The sequence below is a fragment of the Nonomuraea sp. NPDC049725 genome (genome assembly GCF_040674795.1).
Lineage (GTDB): Bacteria > Actinomycetota > Actinomycetes > Streptosporangiales > Streptosporangiaceae > Nonomuraea > Nonomuraea ceibae.
Genome location: NZ_JBFANJ010000014.1, coordinates 99,666 through 120,855, shown reverse-complemented (window position 1 = coordinate 120,855; position 21,190 = coordinate 99,666). Strand labels below are relative to the sequence as shown.

At 71.1% G+C, this 21,190-nt stretch carries 18 protein-coding genes; 8 read left to right on the top strand and 10 right to left on the bottom strand.

What is annotated here, in order from left to right:
* The 5 genes from treZ to AB0J53_RS32200 all read left to right on the top strand — a co-directional run bounded on the left by treZ (position 1) and on the right by AB0J53_RS32200 (position 6,793).
* Positions 1 to 1,710 carry a malto-oligosyltrehalose trehalohydrolase gene (gene treZ, locus AB0J53_RS32220; protein ID WP_364179378.1) on the top strand — a complete coding sequence of 570 codons (1,710 nt, stop codon included), beginning with the start codon at positions 1 to 3 and terminating at the stop codon, positions 1,708 to 1,710.
* Between the two features lie 248 nt (positions 1,711 to 1,958).
* The gene (locus AB0J53_RS32215; RefSeq protein WP_364179376.1) at positions 1,959 to 2,912 is read left to right on the top strand and encodes a hypothetical protein; all 954 of its coding nucleotides are present in this window, start codon (positions 1,959 to 1,961) and stop codon (positions 2,910 to 2,912) included.
* A gap of 244 nt (positions 2,913 to 3,156) precedes the next feature.
* The gene (locus AB0J53_RS32210) at positions 3,157 to 4,095 is read left to right on the top strand and encodes a hypothetical protein (RefSeq protein WP_364179374.1); all 939 of its coding nucleotides are present in this window, start codon (positions 3,157 to 3,159) and stop codon (positions 4,093 to 4,095) included.
* Between the two features lie 1,169 nt (positions 4,096 to 5,264).
* A complete protein-coding gene (locus AB0J53_RS32205; RefSeq protein ID WP_364179372.1) occupies positions 5,265 to 6,197 on the top strand; it encodes a metalloregulator ArsR/SmtB family transcription factor in 933 nt (310 codons plus the stop codon).
* Complete coding sequence (locus AB0J53_RS32200; RefSeq protein ID WP_364179370.1) at positions 6,194 to 6,793, top strand: dihydrofolate reductase family protein; 600 nt, start codon at positions 6,194 to 6,196, stop codon at positions 6,791 to 6,793. Before AB0J53_RS32205 ends, AB0J53_RS32200 begins: the two co-directional genes overlap by 4 nt.
* 5 nt (positions 6,794 to 6,798) lie before the next feature.
* On the opposite strand, the gene AB0J53_RS32195 is transcribed toward AB0J53_RS32200, so the two are convergent.
* The 9 genes from AB0J53_RS32195 to AB0J53_RS32155 all read right to left on the bottom strand — a co-directional run bounded on the left by AB0J53_RS32195 (position 6,799) and on the right by AB0J53_RS32155 (position 15,650).
* The gene (locus AB0J53_RS32195; protein WP_364179533.1) at positions 6,799 to 7,089 is read right to left on the bottom strand and encodes a DUF1801 domain-containing protein; all 291 of its coding nucleotides are present in this window, start codon (positions 7,087 to 7,089) and stop codon (positions 6,799 to 6,801) included.
* Between the two features lie 371 nt (positions 7,090 to 7,460).
* The gene (locus AB0J53_RS32190; protein ID WP_364179368.1) at positions 7,461 to 9,056 is read right to left on the bottom strand and encodes an FAD-dependent monooxygenase; all 1,596 of its coding nucleotides are present in this window, start codon (positions 9,054 to 9,056) and stop codon (positions 7,461 to 7,463) included.
* Between the two features lie 106 nt (positions 9,057 to 9,162).
* Entirely contained in the window at positions 9,163 to 9,453 is a 291-nt protein-coding gene (locus AB0J53_RS32185; protein ID WP_219505975.1) for an MTH1187 family thiamine-binding protein, read from the bottom strand.
* Between the two features lie 216 nt (positions 9,454 to 9,669).
* Complete coding sequence (locus AB0J53_RS32180) at positions 9,670 to 9,993, bottom strand: hypothetical protein (protein ID WP_219505972.1); 324 nt, start codon at positions 9,991 to 9,993, stop codon at positions 9,670 to 9,672.
* Between the two features lie 9 nt (positions 9,994 to 10,002).
* Entirely contained in the window at positions 10,003 to 10,680 is a 678-nt protein-coding gene (locus AB0J53_RS32175) for a uracil-DNA glycosylase (protein WP_364179365.1), read from the bottom strand.
* A gap of 101 nt (positions 10,681 to 10,781) precedes the next feature.
* The gene (locus AB0J53_RS32170) at positions 10,782 to 11,681 is read right to left on the bottom strand and encodes a carbohydrate ABC transporter permease (protein ID WP_219505965.1); all 900 of its coding nucleotides are present in this window, start codon (positions 11,679 to 11,681) and stop codon (positions 10,782 to 10,784) included.
* On the bottom strand, positions 11,678 to 13,060 hold the full coding sequence (locus AB0J53_RS32165) for an ABC transporter permease subunit (RefSeq protein WP_219505963.1): 1,383 nt from the start codon (positions 13,058 to 13,060) through the stop codon (positions 11,678 to 11,680). The genes AB0J53_RS32170 and AB0J53_RS32165 overlap by 4 nt, the downstream gene beginning before the upstream one ends.
* A gap of 6 nt (positions 13,061 to 13,066) precedes the next feature.
* Positions 13,067 to 14,395 (bottom strand): ABC transporter substrate-binding protein, encoded by a 1,329-nt coding sequence (locus tag AB0J53_RS32160; RefSeq protein WP_219505961.1) that lies wholly within the window; start codon positions 14,393 to 14,395, stop codon positions 13,067 to 13,069.
* Between the two features lie 7 nt (positions 14,396 to 14,402).
* Positions 14,403 to 15,650: an ABC transporter substrate-binding protein gene (locus AB0J53_RS32155; RefSeq protein ID WP_357583736.1), complete on the bottom strand. Its 1,248-nt coding sequence runs from the start codon at positions 15,648 to 15,650 to the stop codon at positions 14,403 to 14,405.
* 129 nt (positions 15,651 to 15,779) lie between these two features.
* Between AB0J53_RS32155 and AB0J53_RS32150 the strand changes: the two genes are divergently transcribed.
* The 3 genes from AB0J53_RS32150 to AB0J53_RS32140 are packed head-to-tail and all read left to right on the top strand — an operon-like array spanning position 15,780 to position 19,287.
* Positions 15,780 to 16,286, top strand: a complete 507-nt coding sequence (locus AB0J53_RS32150) for a PadR family transcriptional regulator (protein WP_219505957.1) — start codon at positions 15,780 to 15,782, stop codon at positions 16,284 to 16,286.
* Positions 16,283 to 17,014, top strand: a complete 732-nt coding sequence (locus tag AB0J53_RS32145; protein ID WP_219505955.1) for an ABC transporter ATP-binding protein — start codon at positions 16,283 to 16,285, stop codon at positions 17,012 to 17,014. Before AB0J53_RS32150 ends, AB0J53_RS32145 begins: the two co-directional genes overlap by 4 nt.
* Positions 17,011 to 19,287: an FtsX-like permease family protein gene (locus AB0J53_RS32140; protein ID WP_364179361.1), complete on the top strand. Its 2,277-nt coding sequence runs from the start codon at positions 17,011 to 17,013 to the stop codon at positions 19,285 to 19,287. Before AB0J53_RS32145 ends, AB0J53_RS32140 begins: the two co-directional genes overlap by 4 nt.
* Here AB0J53_RS32140 and treS read toward each other — a convergent pair.
* Positions 19,279 to 20,979 (bottom strand): maltose alpha-D-glucosyltransferase, encoded by a 1,701-nt coding sequence (treS, locus tag AB0J53_RS32135; protein WP_219505951.1) that lies wholly within the window; start codon positions 20,977 to 20,979, stop codon positions 19,279 to 19,281. The genes AB0J53_RS32140 and treS overlap by 9 nt on opposite strands.
* Positions 20,980 to 21,190 lie beyond the last annotated feature (211 nt).

Genomic DNA, 21,190 nt, shown 5'->3' with positions numbered 1-21,190 from the left:
GTGTGGGCACCCAGAGCCACGGCCGTCGACGTGGACGTGGACGGCCGGCGGCACCCCCTCACCGCCGGCGCGGGCGGCTGGTGGTCCGCCGAGGTGGCCGAGGCCGGCCACGGCAGCCGCTACGGGTTCGTGCTCGACGGCGACGGGCCCTACCCCGACCCGCGCTCGCGCCGCCAGCCCGAAGGCGTCTTCGGCCCCAGCGCCGTCTACGAGCACGACCGCTTCACCTGGGCCGACCACGACTGGAAGGGCCGCGACCTGCGCGGCAGCGTGATCTACGAGCTGCACATCGGCACCTTCACCCCCGAGGGCACCTTCGAGGCGGCCGCCGACAGGCTCCAGCACCTGGTGGAGCTCGGCGTCGACCTCGTCGAGATCATGCCGGTCGCGCCCGTGCCCGGCACCCGCAACTGGGGCTACGACGGCGTCGACCTCTACGCCGTCAACGAGACCTACGGCGGCCCCGACGGCCTCAAGACCTTCGTCGACGCCTGCCACCGGGCCGGGCTCGGCGTCCTCCTCGACGTCGTCTACAACCATCTCGGGCCGTCGGGCAACTTCCTGCACCCCTTCGGCCCGTACTTCTCCGGCTTCGCCGGTAGCTACTGGGGCGAAGCGGTCAACCTCGACGGGCCCGGCTCCGACGTGGTGCGACGCTACTTCATCGACAACGCGCTCCAATGGCTGCGCGACTACCACCTCGACGGGCTCCGGCTCGACGCCGTCCACGCGCTGCACGACCGCCGGGCCACCCACCTGCTCGCCGAACTCGCCGACGAGACCGACGCCCTCGCCTGCTCCCTCGGCCGGCCCCTCACGCTCATCGCCGAATCCGACCTCAACGACCCCCGCACGGTACGGTCCCGCGACGCCGGCGGGCTCGGCATGACCGCCCAATGGGACGACGACGTCCACCACGCCCTCCACACCGCCGTCAGCGGCGAGACCCACGGCTACTACGCCGACTTCGCCGGCCTGCCCGCCCTGGCCAAGGTGCTGACCCGCGGCGTCCTGCACGACGGCGGCCACTCCAGCTTCCGCGAACGCGCCCACGGCGCCCCCCTCACCGGAGTCCCCGGCCACCGGCTCGTCGCCTGCCTGCAGAACCACGACCAGATCGGCAACCGGCCCGCCGGCGACCGGCTGCCGATGCCCGCGCTCAAACTCGGCGCCGGGCTGCTGCTCACCTCACCCTTCACGCCGATGCTGTTCATGGGGGAGGAGTGGGGGGCCGGGACGCCGTTCCTGTTCTTCTCCGACCACGTCGAGCCCCACCTGCGCGAGAGCGAGGGCGGGCGGAGGCAGAAGGAGTTCGAAGGCTTCGGCTACGCCTGGGAGGCGCCCGACCCGTCGGACGAGGAGACGTTCCTGCGCTCCAAACTCGACTGGGACGAGCTCAAGGGGGAGGAGCACTGGTCGCTGCTGTGCTGGTACCGCGACCTCATCGCGTTGCGCAAGGCGCTGCCCGAACTGTCGGACCCACGCCTGGACCGGGTGCGCGTCGAGACGGACCCGGCGGGCGACTGGCTCGTGGTGCGGCGCGGTCCGCTGGCGGTCAGCGTCAACCTCAGCACCGAGACCCGCACCCTGCCGGGCACGCTGGGCACGGTGCTCCTGGCCTCCGACGAGCCGATCGAGGCAGGTGAGGACGGCATCCGCCTCCCCGGCCAATCCCTGGTCATCCACCGCCCCCTGCCTCCCACGCCCTAGCCCCTCCACCCGCCATCCACAGAAGAGGGCTGGGCGTCCGTCATCCAGAAGGGGGGCCGGGCGCCCCGTCATCCACAGGAGAGGGCCGGGGCGCCCGCCGTCCACAGGAGAGGGCCCGCGCGCCCGTCGTCCACAGGCGCGGCGGCCTCCCTCCTCCAGCGTCCACAGAACGCCGTTCTCCTCCACGCCCCGCCGCCCCGCTGCCCGATCCTGGCTGCCTCACCGCACCCATCCCCCGGGAGGCCGCCATGCAGATCGCCCTTGCCCTGCCCGCCCTGCTGACCTCACTGTTCGTCGTCGCCGTCGAACGGCTGCCGTTCGAGCTCACCGCCCTGCCGTGGCGCGTCGGCACCCCCTACCGCCGGGCCGCCATCGCCCAGGTGGGCGCCCGGTCCCTCCTCCTCACCCACCACCCGTCCCCCTGGAGACAGCCCGGCACCACCACCTTCACCGACGCCGAACGCCGCCTCCTGCGCCGCTCCACCGAGCACGTCGTCATCTCCGCCACCACCCCGCCCACCGCCCTCCCGGCCGCCGCCCAGCTCGCCCGAGCCACAGCCCGCACCCTCGCCCACGCCAGCGCCGGCCTCCTCATCGACCCCCTGACCGGCACCACCCAGCCCCACCCCCTTCGGCCCACCCCCACCCACCCTGTTCAGCCCATCCCCGCCCGCCCCGTGGCGGAACCCGCTAAGTTCCACCTCGGCGACGGCTGGCTCGGCTGGGACGTCCGCGTCCACGACGACGCCACCTGCCCACCGTGGAACCCCGCCGACACGGGCACCTGCGACGCGCTGAGCGTCACCTCCCGAGGGCTGAGCCGCTTCGCCCTGCCGGAGATCACCCTCGACGGCGCGGCCTGCGCCCACCGCCTGTGCGCCACTGACCTGCTCCGCACGGTCGCCCACCGCCTGGTGGCCGACCAACTGGCCTTCCTCGCCGCCCACCCGGACGCCCGTCTCCGCCTCATCGACGACCACCTGCGCATCGGCCCGCCATCATCCTTGAGCGTCCGCCTCACCCCCTGCTCGACCACCCCGACCGACCTGGGCCGCACAGGCAGCATCAGACGCCTCAAGATCGCCCCCACGACCGGCGGCGACCAGATCACCTGCCTGCGCGTCGGCCCACCCTCCGGCTTCACCGGCTCCCTCAACGACTGGCTCTGCGCCCCCCACCCCACCCCCGCCCTGGCAGCCTGAAACGCCGACCCTGCCCTGGCGGCCTGAAACGCCGCCCCCCGCCCCGCCCCGCGCCCACCCCCCAGCCCAAGCGACCACCACACGGCACCCTGAGGAACCCACCACCCGTGCTAGAACCCCGCCCACCCGTGCTAGAACCCCGCCCACCCGTTCAGAAACGCCAGCCCCCGCCCCGTGCAGGAACGCCACCCGGCACGGGAACCCTCCGAGGAACACCCACCGCCCCCCATTCGTCCACAAAGTCGTGGACCCAATCGAAGACCTCGACCGTCGCCTGCGGGAAACACGTGAAGCCGTTCGCAGGTTCGACCAGCTCGCCGCCCGGCGCTCCACCGTCAACACCCAGCTCAGGGAGGTCACCGAAGCAGTCACCCGGCTGGAGGCCGAGCTCAAGAAGGAACAGCGGGACGTGACCCGACTGGAGGGCGGCTTCTCAGGGTTCCTGGCGGGCCTGACGGGCGGCAAACAAGAGCGCCTGACCCGCGAACGGGCCGAGGCCCAGGCCGCCGCCGAACGCCTCGACGGCCAGCGCCACCGCCTCACCGACCTCACCGCCGACCTCGAAGCCACGGGCCGGGTGCTGTCCCACCTGGCCGGCGCCGCCGAAGCCTACGAGCAGGCGCTGGCCGACAAGGAACGCCTCCTGGTCAACCTGGCCGACCCCCGGGCGCAACGCCTCATCGACCTGGCCACCCGACTAGCCGACACGGAGGCCGATCTCCGAGAGCACGACGAGGCCATCCAGGCGGGCGACACGGCCCGCCGCGCGGTCGCCGAGATGCTCGCCCTCCTCAAGCATGCCCACGGCGCCTCCACCTTCGACATGCTCGGCGGCGGTGCCTTCGCCGACGCGGTCGAACACCACCACCTCAGAGCAGCCGACCAGGTCGCCTGGCACGCCCAGCGCGCCCTCGACGTCTTCTCCCGCGAACTCGCCGACATCGGCTGGACCGCCACCCCACGACTCCCCAAGGTGGACACCCGCTGGTTCGCCGACACCTTCTTCGACAACATCATCACCGACGCCCTCAAACACCAGCGCATCAACCGCACCCGCAACGCCGTGACAGCCATGTCCCAGTGGCTGGGCACCTCCCTCCACACCCTCACCGCCCAGCGAAACGACCTCGCGGCCCTCCACACCCAACTCCTCCAGGAACGAGAACACCTCCTAACCGCCTAACCCCACCAACCAGGGGCACGCCCCCGTGCCCCAAAGCGCCGCAACCCACGGACCTGGCACCGCCCGCCGAAGCCCAAGCCCCCGCCCCTTCACCCCAGCCCCCACCTCGCCCTTCACCCACCCGCCTCACGCCCAAGCCCACCCGCTTTCCCACCCGGCCCCGGTCCCCGCTGTCGCCCCTACGCCCGCTGTCGCCCCTACGCCCGCTGTCCCCTGCCGCCCCGCCGCTTGGCATCGCGCCCGCCTGCCAGCGCGCCGCCCGCCCCGTCCCTGGCATCGGGCCCACCTCCGGACCGGGCTGCCGCAGTCCCCGCATCGGACCGCAGTCCCCGCATCGAACCTGCCTCCCGCATCGCGCCCACCTGGCGCCGCGCCCTCTCGCAGCCCCGCACCGTACCCCCGCGCTGGCACCTGCCCGCTCGCTCCCCACGAGCCCGGTCGCCCTCACCTGCCCGGCACCCTCCACGAGCCCGGCACCCTCCACGAGCCCGGCGGCCTCCGCGCGCTGCCATCCGGCCCTGGGTCCAGGCCATCCGATCCCGGCCTCGGCGGTCCGGCCTGGTTCGGTCTTGGGCCTTGCGGAGCCGGGTATGGACCTTGTCCGTAGCGCGCCGCTGGTCCGTCGCGCGGGCACCCCCGCCGGTCCGTTCGCGGGCGCCGCTCTGGTCGTGCGTCCGGCCGGTCCGGCCTCCGGCCTGTCGGGTGCGGTGCGGGCGTCATTCTCCGGGCCTGCCGGGTGCGGTGTGGGCGTCGTCCGCCGCGTCCGCTGGCCTGTCGTGCGGGCGCGCCGTTGGTCCGTTCGTGGGCGCTGCTCTGGTCCCGCGTCCGGCCGGTCCGGCCCCCGGCCTGCCGGGTGTTGTGCGGCCGTCGTTCCCCGAGCCTGCCGGGTGCGGTGTGGGCGTCGGCCCTCGGGGCTGCGGGGTGCGGTGTGGGCGTCGTCCGCCGCGTCCGCTGGCCTGTCGTGCGGACGCGCCGCCGGTCCGTTCGTGGGCGCCGCCGGTTCTCCCGGCCACCGCTGGTCCGGTCCCAGCCCCGACGGTGCGGTTTGGGGGTCCCTGGGTTCGGTCTGCTCTCGGGAGGGGGCGGGTCGGAAGCGGGGCGGTGTGGTGCAAGCGAGCTGCCCAGTTATTCCTTGACACGAATATTCGTCATGGTGAATACTTCTAGGCATGGACGAACTCCTCGCTGCGTTGGCGGATCCGGCGCGTTGGCGGCTCGTACGGCTGCTGGCTGAGCGGCCGCGGCCCGTGGGGGTGCTCGCGCGGCTGGCTGAGGCACGGCAGCCGCAGACGACCAAGCACCTGCAGAACCTTGAGCGGGCCGGGGTTGTCGTCTCGCAGCGCACGGGCCAGCGCCGGATCTACGCGCTCCGGCCCGGGCCGCTGCGGGATCTGGCGGCCGTGCTCAACGGGCTGGCCGATTCCGCGGATCAGGCCGGTGAGACGTATGACCGTTATGGGCTCAGTGTTCAGGCGGAGCGGCTGGCCGCGCGGGAGGCGGGGTGGGCCGATGGTCGCTCGTTCCGCTTCCATCGGTCGCTGGCCGCATCGCCCGAGCTGGTGTGGCGGCATCTGACCGAGGCGGAGTTGCTCGCCCGCTGGTGGACGCCGGACGAGTTGCGCGTCTCGGAGCTGGTGTTCGAGGCGCGGCCGGGCGGGCGGATCGTGCACGAGTATCGCGACGCCGAGGACACCGACGGCTCCGATCCGGTCGCCGGGCGCGCGGAGGGGGTTGTCGTCGAGGCGCAGCCAGGGGAGCGGCTGTCCTATCGGCTCTCTCCCCGGCTGCCCGGTGGGGGCGTCGCGTTCACCGCTCACCTCGACCTCGACCTGCGTTCCGGCGGCGCCGGTACGGGCGGGGGGACGGAGCTGGAGGTCCGGTTCCGGGTCGCCGACAGCACGGTGGACTCGGCGGACTTCATCGCGGGGATCGAGCTCGGGTTCGGGCAGAGTCTCGACAAGCTCGCTGCGACCCTCCAGGCCCTCCAGGCCGATCAGACCCGCCAGGCCAATCAGGCCGATCAGGTCAATCAGGCCGATCAGGTCAATCAGGCCGGACAGGCCAACCACACGGACGACACCACTACAGGGAGCACGACATGACCACTCAGGACAACCGCAGGGTCACCGCGAACCTCAGCCTCACGATGGACGGGCGTTACAACGGCCCCGGCGGGCCTGCCGACTTCGCGGCGTTCGCGCCGTACGTGACCAGCGAGGTGGCCAGGGATCACATGACCCGCATGTGGGAGAGCGCGACGACGGCGCTGCTCGGAAGGGTGAACGCCGAGGGGTTCCTGGGCTACTGGCCGCCGGTCGCCGAGGACGAGGACGCCGACCCGCGTGACCGCGGCTACGCGAAGTGGCTGGTCGACGTGGAGAAGGTGGTCTTCAGCAGCACGCTGACGGAGGCGCCGTGGGGGCGGGCCCGGGTGGTGAACGCGCCCGCCGCGGACGTCGTCGCCGAGCTCAGGACTCAGGAGGGCGGCGACATCCTGGTCAACAGCAGCGCGAGCGTCATCAAGCCGCTGCTGGCGGCGGACCTGATCGACCGCCTCTACCTCATGATCTTCCCCGAGATCGCCGGGGGCGGGCAGCGGCTGTTCGAGGACGGGCTGCCGGCCACGTCGTGGAAGCTGACCCACCAGGAGACCGGCGCGATGGGCGAGATGGCCATGGTCTACGACCGGGCCCGCTGAGGAGGTCAGGGCCCAGGAGGGCGGCCGGCTCGGTCGACGCCGCGGTGGACGCGCACCGTACGGTCGATGAGCTCGCGCAGGGCGCCCTCGTCGACGGCGTCGAGCCGTTTCAGGTAGAGGCACCCCTTGCCGGTCGTGTGCGGGCCGAGCCGGGCGAGCACGGACGCGTGCCGCTCCTCGTAGCCGCCGACCAGGTAGACGACCAGGTGCTGCTTGCGCGGTGAGAACCCGGCGAGAGGCCAGTCGCCGGTGTGGCCGCTGGCGTAGACGTAGTGGTAGCTGCCGAAGCCGACGATGCTCGGCCCCCCACATCACGGCCGGCTCGCCGACCACCTCGGTCATGATCGCGCGCAGGCGCAGGGCGTCGGCCCGGCGGCGCTCGCCGGGGACCGCCGCCAGGAACGCGTCCACGTCGGCGCCGGTCGGGACGGTCACTGGCTGTTTCGAGGTCGCCATGACGGCATGCTCCCACGCGGGTCCGACAAACGTCATACGGCTCTGGCCGCTTCGTGGGCGGCGGCGATGGCGGAGGGGATGTCCAGCACGGGAAGGCGACGTGCCGGACGACCCGCAGCCGGTCCACGACAAGGATGAGCCGTTCGAGCCGCAGCGCCTCGCCGGCCCGGAACGTACGGGCTTGTTCTGGTACGGGACGCGGGCCAGGAGCTCAGCGGCTCAGCACGGTGCGCAGGACGTGTTCGAGGGTGGCCGCCGGGTCGCCGGTCAGGCCGGGGGAGCGCCAGGCGACGTAGCCGTCCGGCCGGACGAGCACGGCGCCGCCCCCGCTGACGCCGTAACGCTCCTGCCAGCGGCCCTCGACGTCCATCAGCTCCTCGTCCACCAGGATCCTGGCGAGCCGTACGCCGAGCCGTTCGGCGACCAGCCTGCCCGCCTCGGCCCAGGGACGGCCGCCGTGCTGGTGGGCCAGCAGGACGAAGCCCGACCCGTACAGGTCGATGGTGGAGATCGGCTGCCCGTCCCAGTCGAGCAGCACGTGCGGCGCGCGGCTGCCGGGGCGGGCGGTGGGGTGGCGCGGGTCCTCCAGCAGGGAGCCGTCGTCGCCGGGCTCGGGGATGACGGCCGTCGAGTGGTAGCGGTAGCCGAGGATCGCGCTCATGGGGTCGTCGAGCGGCTCCGGGTAGCCGATGCGGGCCGCGGGCGGCATGCGTACGCCGAGGTTGGCGAGCTGGGCGTCGGCGGTGAGCGTGCCGATGGGCCGGCGTTCGGCGTCGTAGGTGTCGAGGAAGCCGGGCCCGGCCTGCCCGGTGATCACGAGCCAGAGCCGCCAGGCGAGGTCGCAGCCGTCCTGGAGCGCGGTGCTGCCGCCCTGGCCGCCGGTCGGCGGCATGGTGTGGGCGGCGTCGCCGGCCAGGAAGACCCGGCCCTCGCGGTAGCGCTCGGCGAGCACGTGTGCCATCGGGAACGTGGTGGTGTCGAGGACGCGCACGTCCAGGTCGGGCACGCCCACGGCCAGCCGGACCAGCTCGGCGCAGTGTTCGGGGGTGAAGTCGGCGGCGCTCTGGCCGGGGCCGTGGTTGACGCCCAGCACGTGCGCGCCGGCACCGGTGCCGGTGACGATGACGCCGGTGAAGGTGTCGTTGCGCAGGTACCAGAGGGTGACCTCGCGGTCGCGGACGAGCCCGGTGAGGTCGGCGTCGAACATGATGGAGCACATCTGCCCCAGCTCGCCCTTGCCGCCGACGGGGATGCCGAGCTGGTGGCGCAGCGGGCTGCGGTAGCCGTCGGCGGCGACCACGTAGTCGGCCCGGACGACGCTCTCCTGCCCGCCGGAGCGCAGGACGGCGAGCACGCTGTCGCCGTCCTGCTCGATGGAGACCAGCTCGGTGGAGAAGCGCAGGTCGGCGCCGAGCTCTTCGGCCTTGGCGCGCAGCACCCGTTCGACCTCGGCCTGCGGGGCGCCCACCTGGGCGGCGGGCGTCGCGTCGGCGAGGAAGGCGAACTCCTCCTTCTCGTCGGAGATGATCATCTGCGGGTCGGGGTCGTTCAGGCTGGTGGCGATGGCGATGCGCATGTTGTCGCCGATGCCGGCCCAGACGTCGGCCAGCGCCTGCTCGACGCCGGGGACGGGGCGCATGAGCTCCACGGCCCGCGGCCCGACGCCGAACGCCTTGGGCTGGACGGACGTGCCCGGGTGCCGTTCGACGAGCATGACGGGGACGTCGCGCCAGGCCAGCATCATCGCGGCGCTCAGCCCCGCGTAGCCGCCGCCGACGACGAGGACGGGGACTCGCGGCTGTTCCATGACCCACCTCCGGAAACGCGTACTATCGTGTCGTGTGCGAGCGACACGATATGTCGCGAGTGTCCGACAGGTCAAGACATATCGCGTTTGGGAGGCGGGGGCGGCGTCAGGAGAGGTGGCGTTCGAGCGACTCCAGCTTGCTGGTCATGCCGTCGGTGACCCCGGCCCGCAGATCGGCCTTGAGCACGAGGCTGACCCGCGGCGCGACCTCGGCGACCGCGTCGACCGCCTGCTTGATCACGCCCATCACCTCGTCCCATTCGCCCTCGACGGTGGTGAACATCGCGTCCGTGCGGTTGGGCAGGCCGCTGTCGCGGACGACCTTGACGGCGCGGGCGACCGGCTCGGCGACGCCTTCGCCGACGCCCAGCGGGGTGATGGAGAATGCCACGATCACGGTGTGCCCTCCCGGGGTCACGGCGCGGACCGGCCGCGCCGGCGAACTCGGCCAGGAGCGCCCGCGATCAGGAAGAAAGGCGCTCACCGGCCCGGAAGATCGATCCTAGTGAGCGCGCCAGGACGGGCCGGAGCCCGCCCCGCCGACCGACGCCGCCGGAGCAGGCCGGCGCCGGCCATCTCGTCCGCATCACACCGGATGCCGGACGCTACGGGATCACGCGTGGATGTGGTCCTCGTCGTCCTCGTCCTCGCTGGGACCCTCGGAGGGCTCCACGCCCAGGACGGCCTCGCGCGGCTCGATCTCCTCGATGTGGTCGACGAGCTGGAGCACGTGCTCGGGCTCGATGAGCCACTGCAACGCGGACGCGCCGGTCTCGTCGGAGGAGACGAGCTCGGCCTGCTCGGTGCGCTCCTCGTCGGTCAGCTCGGCGTCGGGGTGGCGGATCTCCGCCATCGCGGCGGCCTGGAGGGCGTCAACGTCGAGCACCTCGACGGTCAGCTCGACCGTGAGGCGTAGGAACTTCTGTGCATCACTCATGGAGCGAGCCTAGGGCAGCTTCCACTCGACAGGGGATGCGCCTTGCTGGACGAGCAGCTCATTGGCCCGGCTGAACGGCCGCGAGCCGAAGAAGCCGTTACGCGCCGACAGCGGCGACGGGTGGGCCGACTCGATGCGCGGCACGCCGCCGAGCATCGGCGCCAGGTTGCGCGCGTCGCGCCCCCACAGGATCGCCACCATGGGCTTGTCACGCGCGACGAGGGCGCGGATGGCCTGCTCGGTGACCTCTTCCCAGCCCTTGCCCCGATGGGAGGCGGGCTTGCCCGGCATGACCGTGAGCACCCTGTTGAGCAGCAGCACGCCCTGCTCGGCCCACGGCGTCAGGTCGCCGTTGGACGGCCGGGGCAGGCCCAGGTCGCTCTCCATCTCCTTGTAGATGTTGAGCAGGCTGCCCGGCAGCGGCCGCACGTCGGCGGCGACGGAGAACGACAGGCCGATGGGGTGGCCGGGCGTCGGGTAGGGGTCCTGGCCCACGATCAGCACCTTGACGTCGTCGAAGGGCTGGTTGAAGGCACGCAGGACGTGGGGGCCCGCGGGGAGGTACTGCCTGCCCTCGGCGATCTCCTTGCGGAGGAACTCGCCCATGAGGGAGATGCGCTCGGACACGGGCTCAAGAGCTTGGGCCCATCCGGCTTCGACGACTTCGTTCAGGGGACGACCGGCCATGGCCGATCAGCTTAGTCAGGTCCGGTACGGCATGCGTACCGAACCGGGAGAAATGATCACGGGCGCCCGGTCGTGCCGGACGCCCGTGAGCTCGGGTGGGGCTATTTGACCGAGCCGGCCATCATGCCCTGGACGAAGTAGCGCTGGAAGGCGAAGAAGAGGATCAGCGGGATGATCAGCGACAGGAACGCCCCGGAGGACAGCACGTCGATGTTCGTCCCGAACTGCCGCATCTGCGACTGCAGTGCCTTGGTCATCGGCTGGTTCTCGGTGTTGGCGAAGACCAGCGCGATGAGCATGTCGTTCCACACCCACAGGAATTGGAAGATGCCCAGCGACGCGATCGCCGGCTTGCCCAGCGGGAACACCACCGAGACGAAGATCTTCCACTCCGGCGCCCCGTCCATCCGCGCCGCCTCCAGCAGCGAGGCCGGGATGCCGACGAAGAAGTTGCGCAGCAGGAAGATCGCGAACGGCAGGCCGAACGCCACGTGGAACAGCACCACGCCGGGGATCGAGCCGAAGATGCCCGCCTGCCCGTAGAGGGCGGCCACGGGGATCAGCGCGATCTGGATCGGCACGATGAGCAGCCCGACCACGACCAGGAAGAGCGTGTCGCGGCCCCGGAACTCCATCCAGGCGAACGCGTAGGCGGCCATCGCGGCGATGCCGATCACCAGGATCGTGGTCGGCACGGTGATCGCGATCGTGTTCCAGAACGACGCGGTGAAGCCGCTGGCCAGCAGGTTCGCGTAGCCCTCGAGGGTGAGCTCGGCGGGCTTGGTGAAGATCGTCCACCAGCCCTCGGCGGTGTTGGTCTCCACCGAGCGCAGCGAGACCACGAGCAGGCCCAGCGTGGGCACCAGCCAGAACAGGCCCAGCAGGATCATCACGACCTGGACGGCGCCGCTGCCGAGGCGGTCGACGATGCGGCCGGCGAAGCTCCGGCGCGGGGCTCCCGCGTGCGCCCCGCGGGGTGCGGATGCGGTCGCGGTGGTCATGACTCTCCCCTCTTGAACCTGCGGATGTTCATGACCATGAAGGGCAGCACCAGGATGAGCAGGAAGATCGCCAGCGCGCTGCCGAGTCCCTGGTTGTTCCCGCCGCCGAACGCCACGCGCCACATCTCCAGCGCGATCACGTTCGCCTCCGGCTGGACCGACGACGGCGCGATGATGAAGACCAGGTCGAACACCTTCAGCGTATTGATGATCATCGTCACGAAGACGACGAGCAGCACCGGCGACAGCAGCGGCACGGTGATCTTCCTGAACACCTGCCACTCCGAGGCGCCGTCGATGCGGGCTGCCTCCAGCGCGTCACGCGGGATCGCCGCGAGACCCGCCGCGATCAGCACCATCGCGAATCCGGCCCACACCCAGACGAACGCGCCGATGATCGCCGGCGTGATGAGTGTCGGGCCCAGCCAGGCCAGGCCGTTGTAGGCCCCCTCGAAGTTCGACTGCGGCAGCCGCAGCGTGTAGGAGCCGGCGGGCAGGCCGTCGAAGGCGAACGTGCCGTCCTCGGCCGTCGTGGCGGTGCCCGCCACCTTGCCATCGCTGACCGCCTCGACGGTCATCCCCGGCAGGCCCTTCTCGCTCCCGTCGAGCTGGCCGTTGACGCCGCCGCCGCCCGGGGTGAAGTCGAACCAGACGGTGCCGGACAGGGTGTCGCCGCCGGCGGGCGCCTTGGCCGGCGCGGCGTCGGAGGGCAGCACCTCCGGCTTGACGCCGACGATCGGGATGAGCACCGGCTGGCCGGCCTGCACGGGCTGCTTGGTGACGACGCCGCCGCCCTCGGCCGCGACCGGCGACTGCTCGCCCTCACGCGGGCGGGCCTCCGGGTAGCCCTGGGAGGAGGAGAACGTGTCGTGCACGGTGGTCAGGATGGCGTTGGCCACACCCTTGTCCGGGTCGCCGTCGTACACCAGCCTGAAGATGACGCCGGCGGCCATCAGCGAGACGGCCATCGGCATGAACACGATCAGCTTGAACGCGGTCGACCAGCGGATGCGCTCGGTCAGCACCGCGAAGATCAGGCCCAGCGTGGTGACCACGATGGGCGCGACGATCACCCAGATGAGGTTGTTGCGGATGGTCCGCAACATGTTGCCGTCGCTGAAGATCGTGGCGAAGTTGTCGAGCCCGACGAACTGCGTGTTCGACGCGTCGTACAGGCTTCGGACGATCGAGAACCCGATGGGATAGACCACCCAGACCCCCAGCAGCACCGCTGCCGGGAGCAGGAAGGCGATCGCGAGCCACGGGGAGGGGCCGAGGCGGCTTTTCTTACGGGGGGTATCAGCCGGTCCGGAGGCAGGCCCGCCCGAGGTGCTCTCGGGCGGGACCTTCGGGCCGTCCAACCTTTCGGTCACGGCCATTCCTCTTTACTTCCAGGCCTTCTTGGCCTCGGCTTCGAGCGCCTCCTGGGCGCCCTTGATGTCGGACGGGTCGCGCAGGAAGTCCTGGAGGATCTTCCACTCGCCCTTGCCGTCGGTGCCGCCGAAGGCGCTGGGCGCGAGGTCGGACATGTCATAGCGGACGGTCTCGCCGGCCGAGATGATCGTCTTGCCGAGCTCCTGCGTCAGCGGGTCCGGGTAGTTGTCGGGCGAGACGTTGCGGTTGGGGGACAGGTAGCCGGGCAGCTTGGCCCAGATCTCGCCACCCTCCTTGGAGGCCAGGAACTGCAGCAGCGCCATCGCGCCGGGGGAGTCCTTCATGGCCACCGCGACGTCGCCGCCGAGCACGACCGGGGCGGTCTCGCCGACCTTCGGGAATGGCACGTACTTGGCCTCCTCGCCGACCTTGGCGCCGGACTCGACGGCCGTGACGGCCACGAAGTCGGCCTCGATCACCATGGCGGCCTTGTCCTGGCCGTAGACCTTGGTGACACAGGTCGGGAAGTCGGTCTGCATCGTGTTGGAGCGGCCGTCGACCAGGTACTCGTCCTTGCTGACGAGCTCCTTGATCTTCTCCAGGGCCGTCGTGACGCTCGCGTCGGTCCACGGGATCTCGTGCTTGGCGAGCTGGTCGTACTTCTCGGGACCGGCCGAGGAGAGGTAGACGTTCTCGAACAGGTCGGTGAGCGTCCAGCCGGAGGCGCCGCAGAGGGAGAGCGGCGCGGTGCCGGAGTCGGCGATCGTCTGCGAGGTCTTGACCAGCTCCTCCCACGTGGTGGGAGGCTGCACGCCGGCGTCCTTGAGCGCCTGGTCGCGGTACCAGACCAGCGACTTGTGCGCCGCCTTGATCAGCACGCCGTAGACCTGGCCGTCCGCGGAGCCGAGCTCCTTCCAGTACGGCGTGTAGTTGGCGTCGATCTCCTTGGTGACGTCGGCCGTGAGCGGCTTGAGCGCCTTCTGGTCGGCGTACTGCTGGACCAGGCCGGGCTGCGGCAGGATCGCCACGTCGGGCGGGCTGCCGCCCTGGATGCGCGGCCCCAGGTAGGCGCCGGTGTCCTCGCCCGTGGAGGCGTAGGTGACCTTCGCGCCGGTCTTCTCGGAGAAGGCCTTGAGCACCTGCTCGAAGTTCTTCTGCTCCTCGCCGGTCCACTTCGCCGCGACCTCGAGCGTGACGCCTTCGAGCGTCTTGGCGCCGCTCGTGGCCTCGCCCGAGGCGGGGGCCGAGGCCGCCGGGTCGTTGGTGGTCGGCGCGTTGCCGCAGGCCGCGACTGCTACGGCCAGTCCGGCCAGGATCGCTGCTGCTCTGCCTTTTCGCATGGCTGCCTCACTGGGTTCTGATGATCTCTTCGAGTTCGGCTTTCAAGGACGCCGCGACGTCGTCGGCCGTGTCCTTGAACGGGGGGTTGAGCGCCTTGGCGACCGAGCTGGCGATCACCAGGCTGAGCTGGTTGTAGTTGGCGCTGGCAGCCCGCGGCTTGGCGGCGAGGATGCTCTCCTTGAGCACGGGCAGGTAGGGGAAGCGCTTGATCAGCTCGGGGTCGTCGTAGAGCTCGGCCCACACCGGGGGGAAGGACCCCTCGGTGAGGACACGGCGCTCGTTCTCCAGGCTCGTGAAGTAGCGGATGAACTCACGAGCCGTGTGCTGGTGCCTGGAGTAGGCGCTGATGGCCAGATTGCTGCCGCCCAGCGAGCTGGAGCCGGGCCCGTCGAGCCCGGGCAGCCTGGTCACCGCCATCTTCTCGCCGAGCCTGCTCCTGGCCGGGCCGTACGCGTGCGGCCAGTTGCGGGCGAAGGCGAGGCGGCCCTCCTGGAAGGCCAGGCGGGACTCCTCCTCCTTGTAGTTCAGGGACTCCTCCGGGATCCAGCCCTCGCGCAGGCCCTGTTGCAGGAACCCCAGCGCGGTCGCGGCCTTGGCGGTGTCGAGCGTCACCTCGTCGCCGTCAGGGCCGAGGATCTGGCCGCCGGCGGACTGCACGGCCTCGGAGAAGTTGACGGTCAGTCCCTCGTACGCGAGGAACTGCCCGGCATAGCCCTCAATATCGTGTTTTTTCGTAATCTCCTGGGCTTGTTCGCGAAGTTCCGCCCAGGTTCTGGGCGGTTTCTTCACGAGGTCGGTCCGGTAGTACAGCAGCCCGGCATTGCTCGTGTACGGCACGGCCCAGAGCTTGTCCTTGTAGACCGCGGTGTCCACGACAGGCGGCAGGAACTTGTCGAGCGGGAAGTACCCGCGCTCCAAGGGGATGATCCAGCCGTTCTCCGCGAACTCCGCCGTCAGCACCACGTCCAGGCCGAGGACGTCGTAGCGGCTGCTGCGGGCCTGGAGGTTGGCCACCATCTGAGCGCGCTGCTCGTCGGCGGCCTCGGGCAGCTCGAGCAGCGTCACCTTCTCGGCCGGGTGGGCCTGGTTCCAGCGGTCCAGCAGGGGTTGCAGGTACGCCGTGGTGTCGCGCCCGGTGGCGAAGGTGATCGGGCCAGTGCCGCCCGTTCCCGGCTCGCCGCCGCCGGTTTCGCCCGCCGCCGCGCACCCGGCCGCCGCAAGAACGGCCAGAGCAACAGCAAATGGGCGAAACACCTCGATTTCCTCCAGGTTTAGAGGGGGCTACATTCGTGTTAGGTAGATGCATGCATGTTATCCATACATGTAATCTGAAGGTCAACTGCTGGCCATGTAACGCATCCGTAACGCGCGGGGAGGTGAGGTGTGCGGCTTCACCTGCTGGCGCTCTTGGCCAAGGAGCCTGCCCACGGTTATGAGCTCAAACAGGCCCTCGAGCAGACGTTCGGCAGTGCCTACCCCTCGCCCAACATCGGCCAGATCTATGTGACGCTGGGCCGCCTGGAGAAGGACGGCCTGGTCAGGGCGGTCGACGTCGAGCAGTCCAACCGGCCCAACAAGAAGGTCTACTACTGCACCGCCAAGGGGCGTGACGTGCTCACCCTCTGGGCGGACGAGCCCACCGAGGGGCCCCGGGTGCGTGACGAGTTCTTCATGAAGCTCGTGCTGGCCCCGCTCACCGGCATCGCCGACCGGATGGCGCTGATCAACCGCCAGCGCCGCCACTACCTGTCGCTCATGGGCGACCTCAACGACCTGATGGCCCGCACCCCGCCCGAGGACCGGGTGGCGCTGCTGCTGATCGAGGGTGCCATGCTGCATCTGCAAGCCGATCTGGACTGGCTCGAACGTTGTCAGGAGGACCTGGCATGAGTGATCCCGCCCTCAAGGCGGTCAACCTGGTGAAGGTCTACTCCGGCGGCGCCGTGCCCGTGCACGCCGTCCGCGGGGTGGATCTGCAGGTCGAGCCGGGTGAGTTCATCGCCGTCATGGGCCCGTCCGGGTCGGGCAAGTCTACGCTCGTCCACATGCTGGGCGGCCTCGACACCCGCACCAGCGGCGAGATCTGGATCGACGGCACCCGCGCCGACACGCTCTCCGAGAGCGCCTGGGCCCTGCTGCGCCGCAAGAAGATCGGCTTCGTCTTCCAGTTCTTCAACCTGGTCGCCAGCATGACCGTGGCCGACAACGTCGAGCTGCCGGCCCTGCTGGGCGGCGCCTCGCCGCGCGAGGCCCGCGAGCGCAGCCGGCACCTGCTCGGCGCGCTCAACCTGGCCGACCGCGCCGACGCCCCGCCCGCCCGGCTCTCCGGCGGCGAGCAGCAGCGCGTCGCGCTCGCCCGGGCCCTGGCCAACAAGCCCAGCGTGCTGCTGGCCGACGAGCCCACCGGCAACCTCGACAGCCGCAACACCCGCGACGTGCTGCGCCTGCTCGGCGAGGTGCACCGCGACGGCCAGACCATCGTCATGGTCACCCACGACGCCCGCGTCGCCGGGCTGGCCGACCGGGTCGTCGCCCTGCACGACGGCGAGGTCGTCGACGACGGCCGGATCACCCGGCGCCGCACCGGCACCGCGGGCGCGGTGATCGACCTCCGATGAGCACCACCCGGGCGGGCATCCGCTGGATCCGGGCAGACCTGCGGGCCAGGAAGGGCCAGGCGACACTCACCGTGCTCGTCGTGGCCGCCATCGTGGCCGCGCTGATCGCCGCCGTCACCCTCCTGGAGGACGGCACCAACCCCTGGCGCGGGCTGTTCGCCCAGACCGAGGGCGCGCACGTGTGGTTCTACACCAAGGACAGCACCGCCCAGGTCGTCGCCACCCGCGAGATCGACGGCGTCACCAGCGCCGCCGGCCCCTACCGCTCGGCGCCCGCCACCGTCGTCCAGGACGGCAAGAAGGAGCCCGCCGAGCTGCGCGCCCTGCCGGCGAAGCCGCCCGCGGTGGCCCACCCGGTGGTCACCGAGGGCCGCTGGCTCGACGCCGCAGAGCCCGGCGGCGTCGTCGTCGAACGCTCCTACGCCCGCGCCCTGCGCCTGCGCATCGGCGCGCCGTTCACGATCATCGCGCTCAGCGGCGAGCGCCACAGCCTGCACGTACGCGGCATCGCCGACTCCGCCGAGCAGGGCTTCTACCCGGAATGGACCCCCGGCCTGGCCTGGGTGCTGCCCGAGACCCTGGACCGGGTCGAGCCGATGCTCGGCCGCAGCCAGTGGGTGACCGGGCTGCGCCTGACCGACGCCGAGTCGGCCCAGGTCGTCTCGCAGCGGGTCGTGGTCATGCTCGACGACGAGCTCCAGCGCCTCTACACCTGGCGGGAGATCCGCGCCGCGATGGAGCTGGACAACCGGCTGCTCGGCACGCTGCTGGCGCTGTTCGGCGTCGTCGGGCTGGTCGCCGCCGCGCTCGCGCTGGCCAACGCGGCCGGCGGCCGGGTGCTCGGCCAGCTCCGCGACCTGGCCACGCTCAAGTCGATGGGCTTCACCAGAGGCCAGATCGCGCTGCTGCTGCTGGTCGAGCACGGCGCGCTGGGCCTGCTCGGCATCGCCGTCGGCACGCTGGCCGGGTGGGGCGGCACGGTCGCGGTGCTCGGCACCACCTCCGTCGCCCCCATGCCGGTGCTGGCCATCCTCGCGGGCACCGCGCTGGTCGTGCTGGCCGCCGTGGGGCTGCCCGCCTGGCGCGGCGGACGCACGCCGCCGATCCCGGCCGCGCCCGCCCTGCCGCCGCGCGGTCACCTGTCCCGGCTGGCCAGGCTCGCCCTCCTGGTACGCCTGCCTCCGGCGCTCGTGCTGGGCGCCCGCGACGCCTTCACCCGGCGGGTGCCGGCGTTCCTGACGGCGTTCGGGCTGGCCGTGCCGATGATGATGATCACGATCGGGCTGGGCGTGTGGGCCACGCTGGACAACTTCGCCGGCCATCCCGAGCAGGTCGGCCAGCACGCCGCCCTGCACGTCGGGCCCGGCAAGCTGACCGCCGTCGAGGCCGAGCGCCACGTGCGCGCCGACCGCGACGTGCGGGCCGTCTACCCGGGCGTCGAGGTGAACGCGCTGGCCCCAGGAGAGGGCCGCTCGGTGCGGGTGCGCGCCATCGGCGGCTCCACCACCGACCCCTACCCGTTCCCCGTCGTCGAGGGCCGCATGTACGCCGAGCCGGGCGAGGCGGTCGCCGGGCAGGGGCTGCTCGACCTGCTGGGTGTGAAGATCGGCGACCGGGTCCGGCTGACCGTGGGCGGCTCGCCGCTGATCGTGCGGATCGTCGGCCGGGCCATCGAACCCGACTCCGACGGCGAGGTGCTGTCGGTCGGGCTGGACAGCCTGGCCGCCAAGGACACCGTGCCGCCCGAGTTCTACGCGCTCGCCCTCAAGCCGGGCGCCGACCCGTCGGAGGTGGCCGGGAGGCTGCTCACCGAGTCGTCGGAGAGCCTGGACGTGCAGATCGTGGTCAACCCGGCCGACCGGCTGGCCGTCATCCGGGTGGTGATCGTGGCCCTGATCGCCGTGCTCACGCTGATCGGGCTGGCCAACCTGCTCACGGCCAGCGCGCTCGGCCTGCGCGACCACGCCTTCGACCTGGCCGTGCTCAAGGCGATGGGGCTGACGCCGCGCCAGGTGATGGCCACCTTGGTGACCGGCACCGGGCTGCTCGTGGTGCTGGGAGTGGGAGCGGGCGCGGCGGTCGGGGCGTCGGTCGTGACCGGGCTGATCGACCTTCAGGGCCACACCAGCGGGGTGGGCGCCGGGATCGCCCGTCCGCCCTCGGCCATGACGCTGACCGTCGCCGTGCTGGTGGCCGTGGGCACGGCGCTCGCCGTCGCGCTGATTCCCGCGCGGCGGGCGGCCCGTGCCCAGGTGCCCGTCACCTCACGCTGAAGGCAGCTTCTTCAGCGCGAACCAGTAGAAGCCGTGCCCCGGCAGCGTGAGCAGGTAGGGCAGCTCGCCGACGACGGGGAAGTGCACGCCACCGCGCGCCTCCACCGGCGTCATGCCCTCGAACCTGCGCAGGTCGAGCTCGACCGGCTGCGGGAACTTCGACAGGTTGTTCACGCACAGCATGATGTCGTCGCCGTCCTCCCTGACGTAGGTCAGGACGGCCGGGTTCGACGACCACATCTCCGTGTAGGCGCCGACGCCGAACACCGGGTGGTCGCGCCGGATCTGCAGCATCCGCCGGGTGAAGTGGAGCAGCGAACCCTCGTTCCTCTGCTGCGACTCCACGTTGACCGCCTGGAACCCGTAGATCGGGTCCATGACGGCCGGCAGGTAGAGCCGCCCCGGGTCGGCCGTGGAGAAGCCCGCGTTGCGGTCGGGGCTCCACTGCATCGGCGTGCGGACCGCGTCACGGTCCTCCAGCCAGATGTTGTCGCCCATGCCGATCTCGTCGCCGTAGTACATGACCGGCGAGCCCGGCAGGCTCAGCAACAGGGCCGTGAACAGCTCGATGCGGTCCCGGTCGTTGTCGAGCAGCGGCGCCAGGCGACGGCGGATGCCCAGGTAGGCCCGCATGCGCGGGTCCTTGGCGTACTCGCTGTGCATGTAGTCGCGCTCTTCCTCCGTCACCGTCTCGAGCGTGAGCTCGTCGTGGTTGCGCAGGAAGATGCCCCACTGGGCGCAGTCGGGCAGCTTGGGCGTGCGCGACATGATCTCCGAGATCGGCTCGCGCGTCTCCTTCTTGACCGCCATGTAGATGCGCGGCATGAGCGGGAAGTGGAACGCCATGTGGCACTCGTCGCCGCCGGTGGTGGGGTCGCCGAAGTACTCGACGACGTCCTCCGGCCAGCCGTTGGCCTCGGCCAGCAGCACCCGGTCGGGGTAGAGCCGGTCGACCTCGGCGCGGATCTTCTTCAGGTACGCGTGCGTCTCCGGCAGGCCGGCGCACGCGGTGCCCTCCCGTTCGAACAGGTACGGGACCGCGTCCAGGCGGAAGCCGTCGATGCCCAGGTCCAGCCAGAAGCGCAGGACCTCCAGCATGGCCTCCTGGACCGCCGGGTTGTCGTAGTTGAGGTCCGGCTGGTGGTGGAAGAACCGGTGCCAGTAGTACTGCTTGCGCACCGGGTCGTAGGTCCAGTTGGACTCCTCGGCGCCGATGAAGATGATCGGCGCGTCGGGGTATGCGGTCGGCTCGTCCGCCCACACGTAGAAGTCGCCGTACGGCCCCTCGGGGTCGTGCCGGGATGCCTGGAACCAGGGATGACGGTCGCTGGTGTGGTTCATCACCAGGTCCGTGATGATTCGCAGGCCGCGCTCGTGCGCCGACTCGATCAGCTGGATGAAGTCGGCGAGGTCGCCGAAGTCCGGCAAGATCTTCATGTAGTCGGAGATGTCGTAACCGCCGTCACGCAGCGGTGACTCGTACAGCGGCAACAGCCACAGGCAGTCGACGCCGAGCCATTCGAGATAGTCCAGCTTCTCCACGAGGCCGCGAAGGTCTCCGGTGCCGTCGCCGTTGGAGTCCTTGAACCCCCGGACGAGCACCTCGTAAAACACCGCCCGCTTGTACCAGGACGGGTCTTCCGAAATGAAGGTCTCGGCGACCGGCTCCGGCGTTGGGGATGCGTTGATCATATGTCGCTCACAGAAGGAGATGTGGGCAGGACGAAGTCACCGGTTTCCCCGGCGTTGTTATCTCTGGTGACCGCGCCGCCTGGGTCGTCATCCCTGCGATCCCATGCCCTCGACAGGACCGGATTTGTGATCCGGTGCCCGCTTGTGCGGCGCTTACGGGCCGAACACTACCAGCCCGTTGGCTTTCCGGAACCCGCTTGTGCTGTGCGAG

Coding starts and splice junctions, on each gene's coding strand:
- AB0J53_RS32175 (WP_364179365.1), bottom strand. CDS start 10,680: ATGGCCGGTCGTCCCCTGAACGAAGTCGTCGAAGCCGGATGGGCCCAA.
- AB0J53_RS32205 (WP_364179372.1), top strand. CDS start 5,265: ATGGACGAACTCCTCGCTGCGTTGGCGGATCCGGCGCGTTGGCGGCTC.
- AB0J53_RS32170 (WP_219505965.1), bottom strand. CDS start 11,681: ATGACCACCGCGACCGCATCCGCACCCCGCGGGGCGCACGCGGGAGCC.
- AB0J53_RS32180 (WP_219505972.1), bottom strand. CDS start 9,993: ATGAGTGATGCACAGAAGTTCCTACGCCTCACGGTCGAGCTGACCGTC.
- AB0J53_RS32215 (WP_364179376.1), top strand. CDS start 1,959: ATGCAGATCGCCCTTGCCCTGCCCGCCCTGCTGACCTCACTGTTCGTC.
- AB0J53_RS32145 (WP_219505955.1), top strand. CDS start 16,283: ATGAGTGATCCCGCCCTCAAGGCGGTCAACCTGGTGAAGGTCTACTCC.
- AB0J53_RS32160 (WP_219505961.1), bottom strand. CDS start 14,395: ATGCGAAAAGGCAGAGCAGCAGCGATCCTGGCCGGACTGGCCGTAGCA.
- AB0J53_RS32190 (WP_364179368.1), bottom strand. CDS start 9,056: ATGGAACAGCCGCGAGTCCCCGTCCTCGTCGTCGGCGGCGGCTACGCG.
- AB0J53_RS32200 (WP_364179370.1), top strand. CDS start 6,194: ATGACCACTCAGGACAACCGCAGGGTCACCGCGAACCTCAGCCTCACG.
- AB0J53_RS32165 (WP_219505963.1), bottom strand. CDS start 13,060: ATGGCCGTGACCGAAAGGTTGGACGGCCCGAAGGTCCCGCCCGAGAGC.
- treS (WP_219505951.1), bottom strand. CDS start 20,979: ATGATCAACGCATCCCCAACGCCGGAGCCGGTCGCCGAGACCTTCATT.
- AB0J53_RS32140 (WP_364179361.1), top strand. CDS start 17,011: ATGAGCACCACCCGGGCGGGCATCCGCTGGATCCGGGCAGACCTGCGG.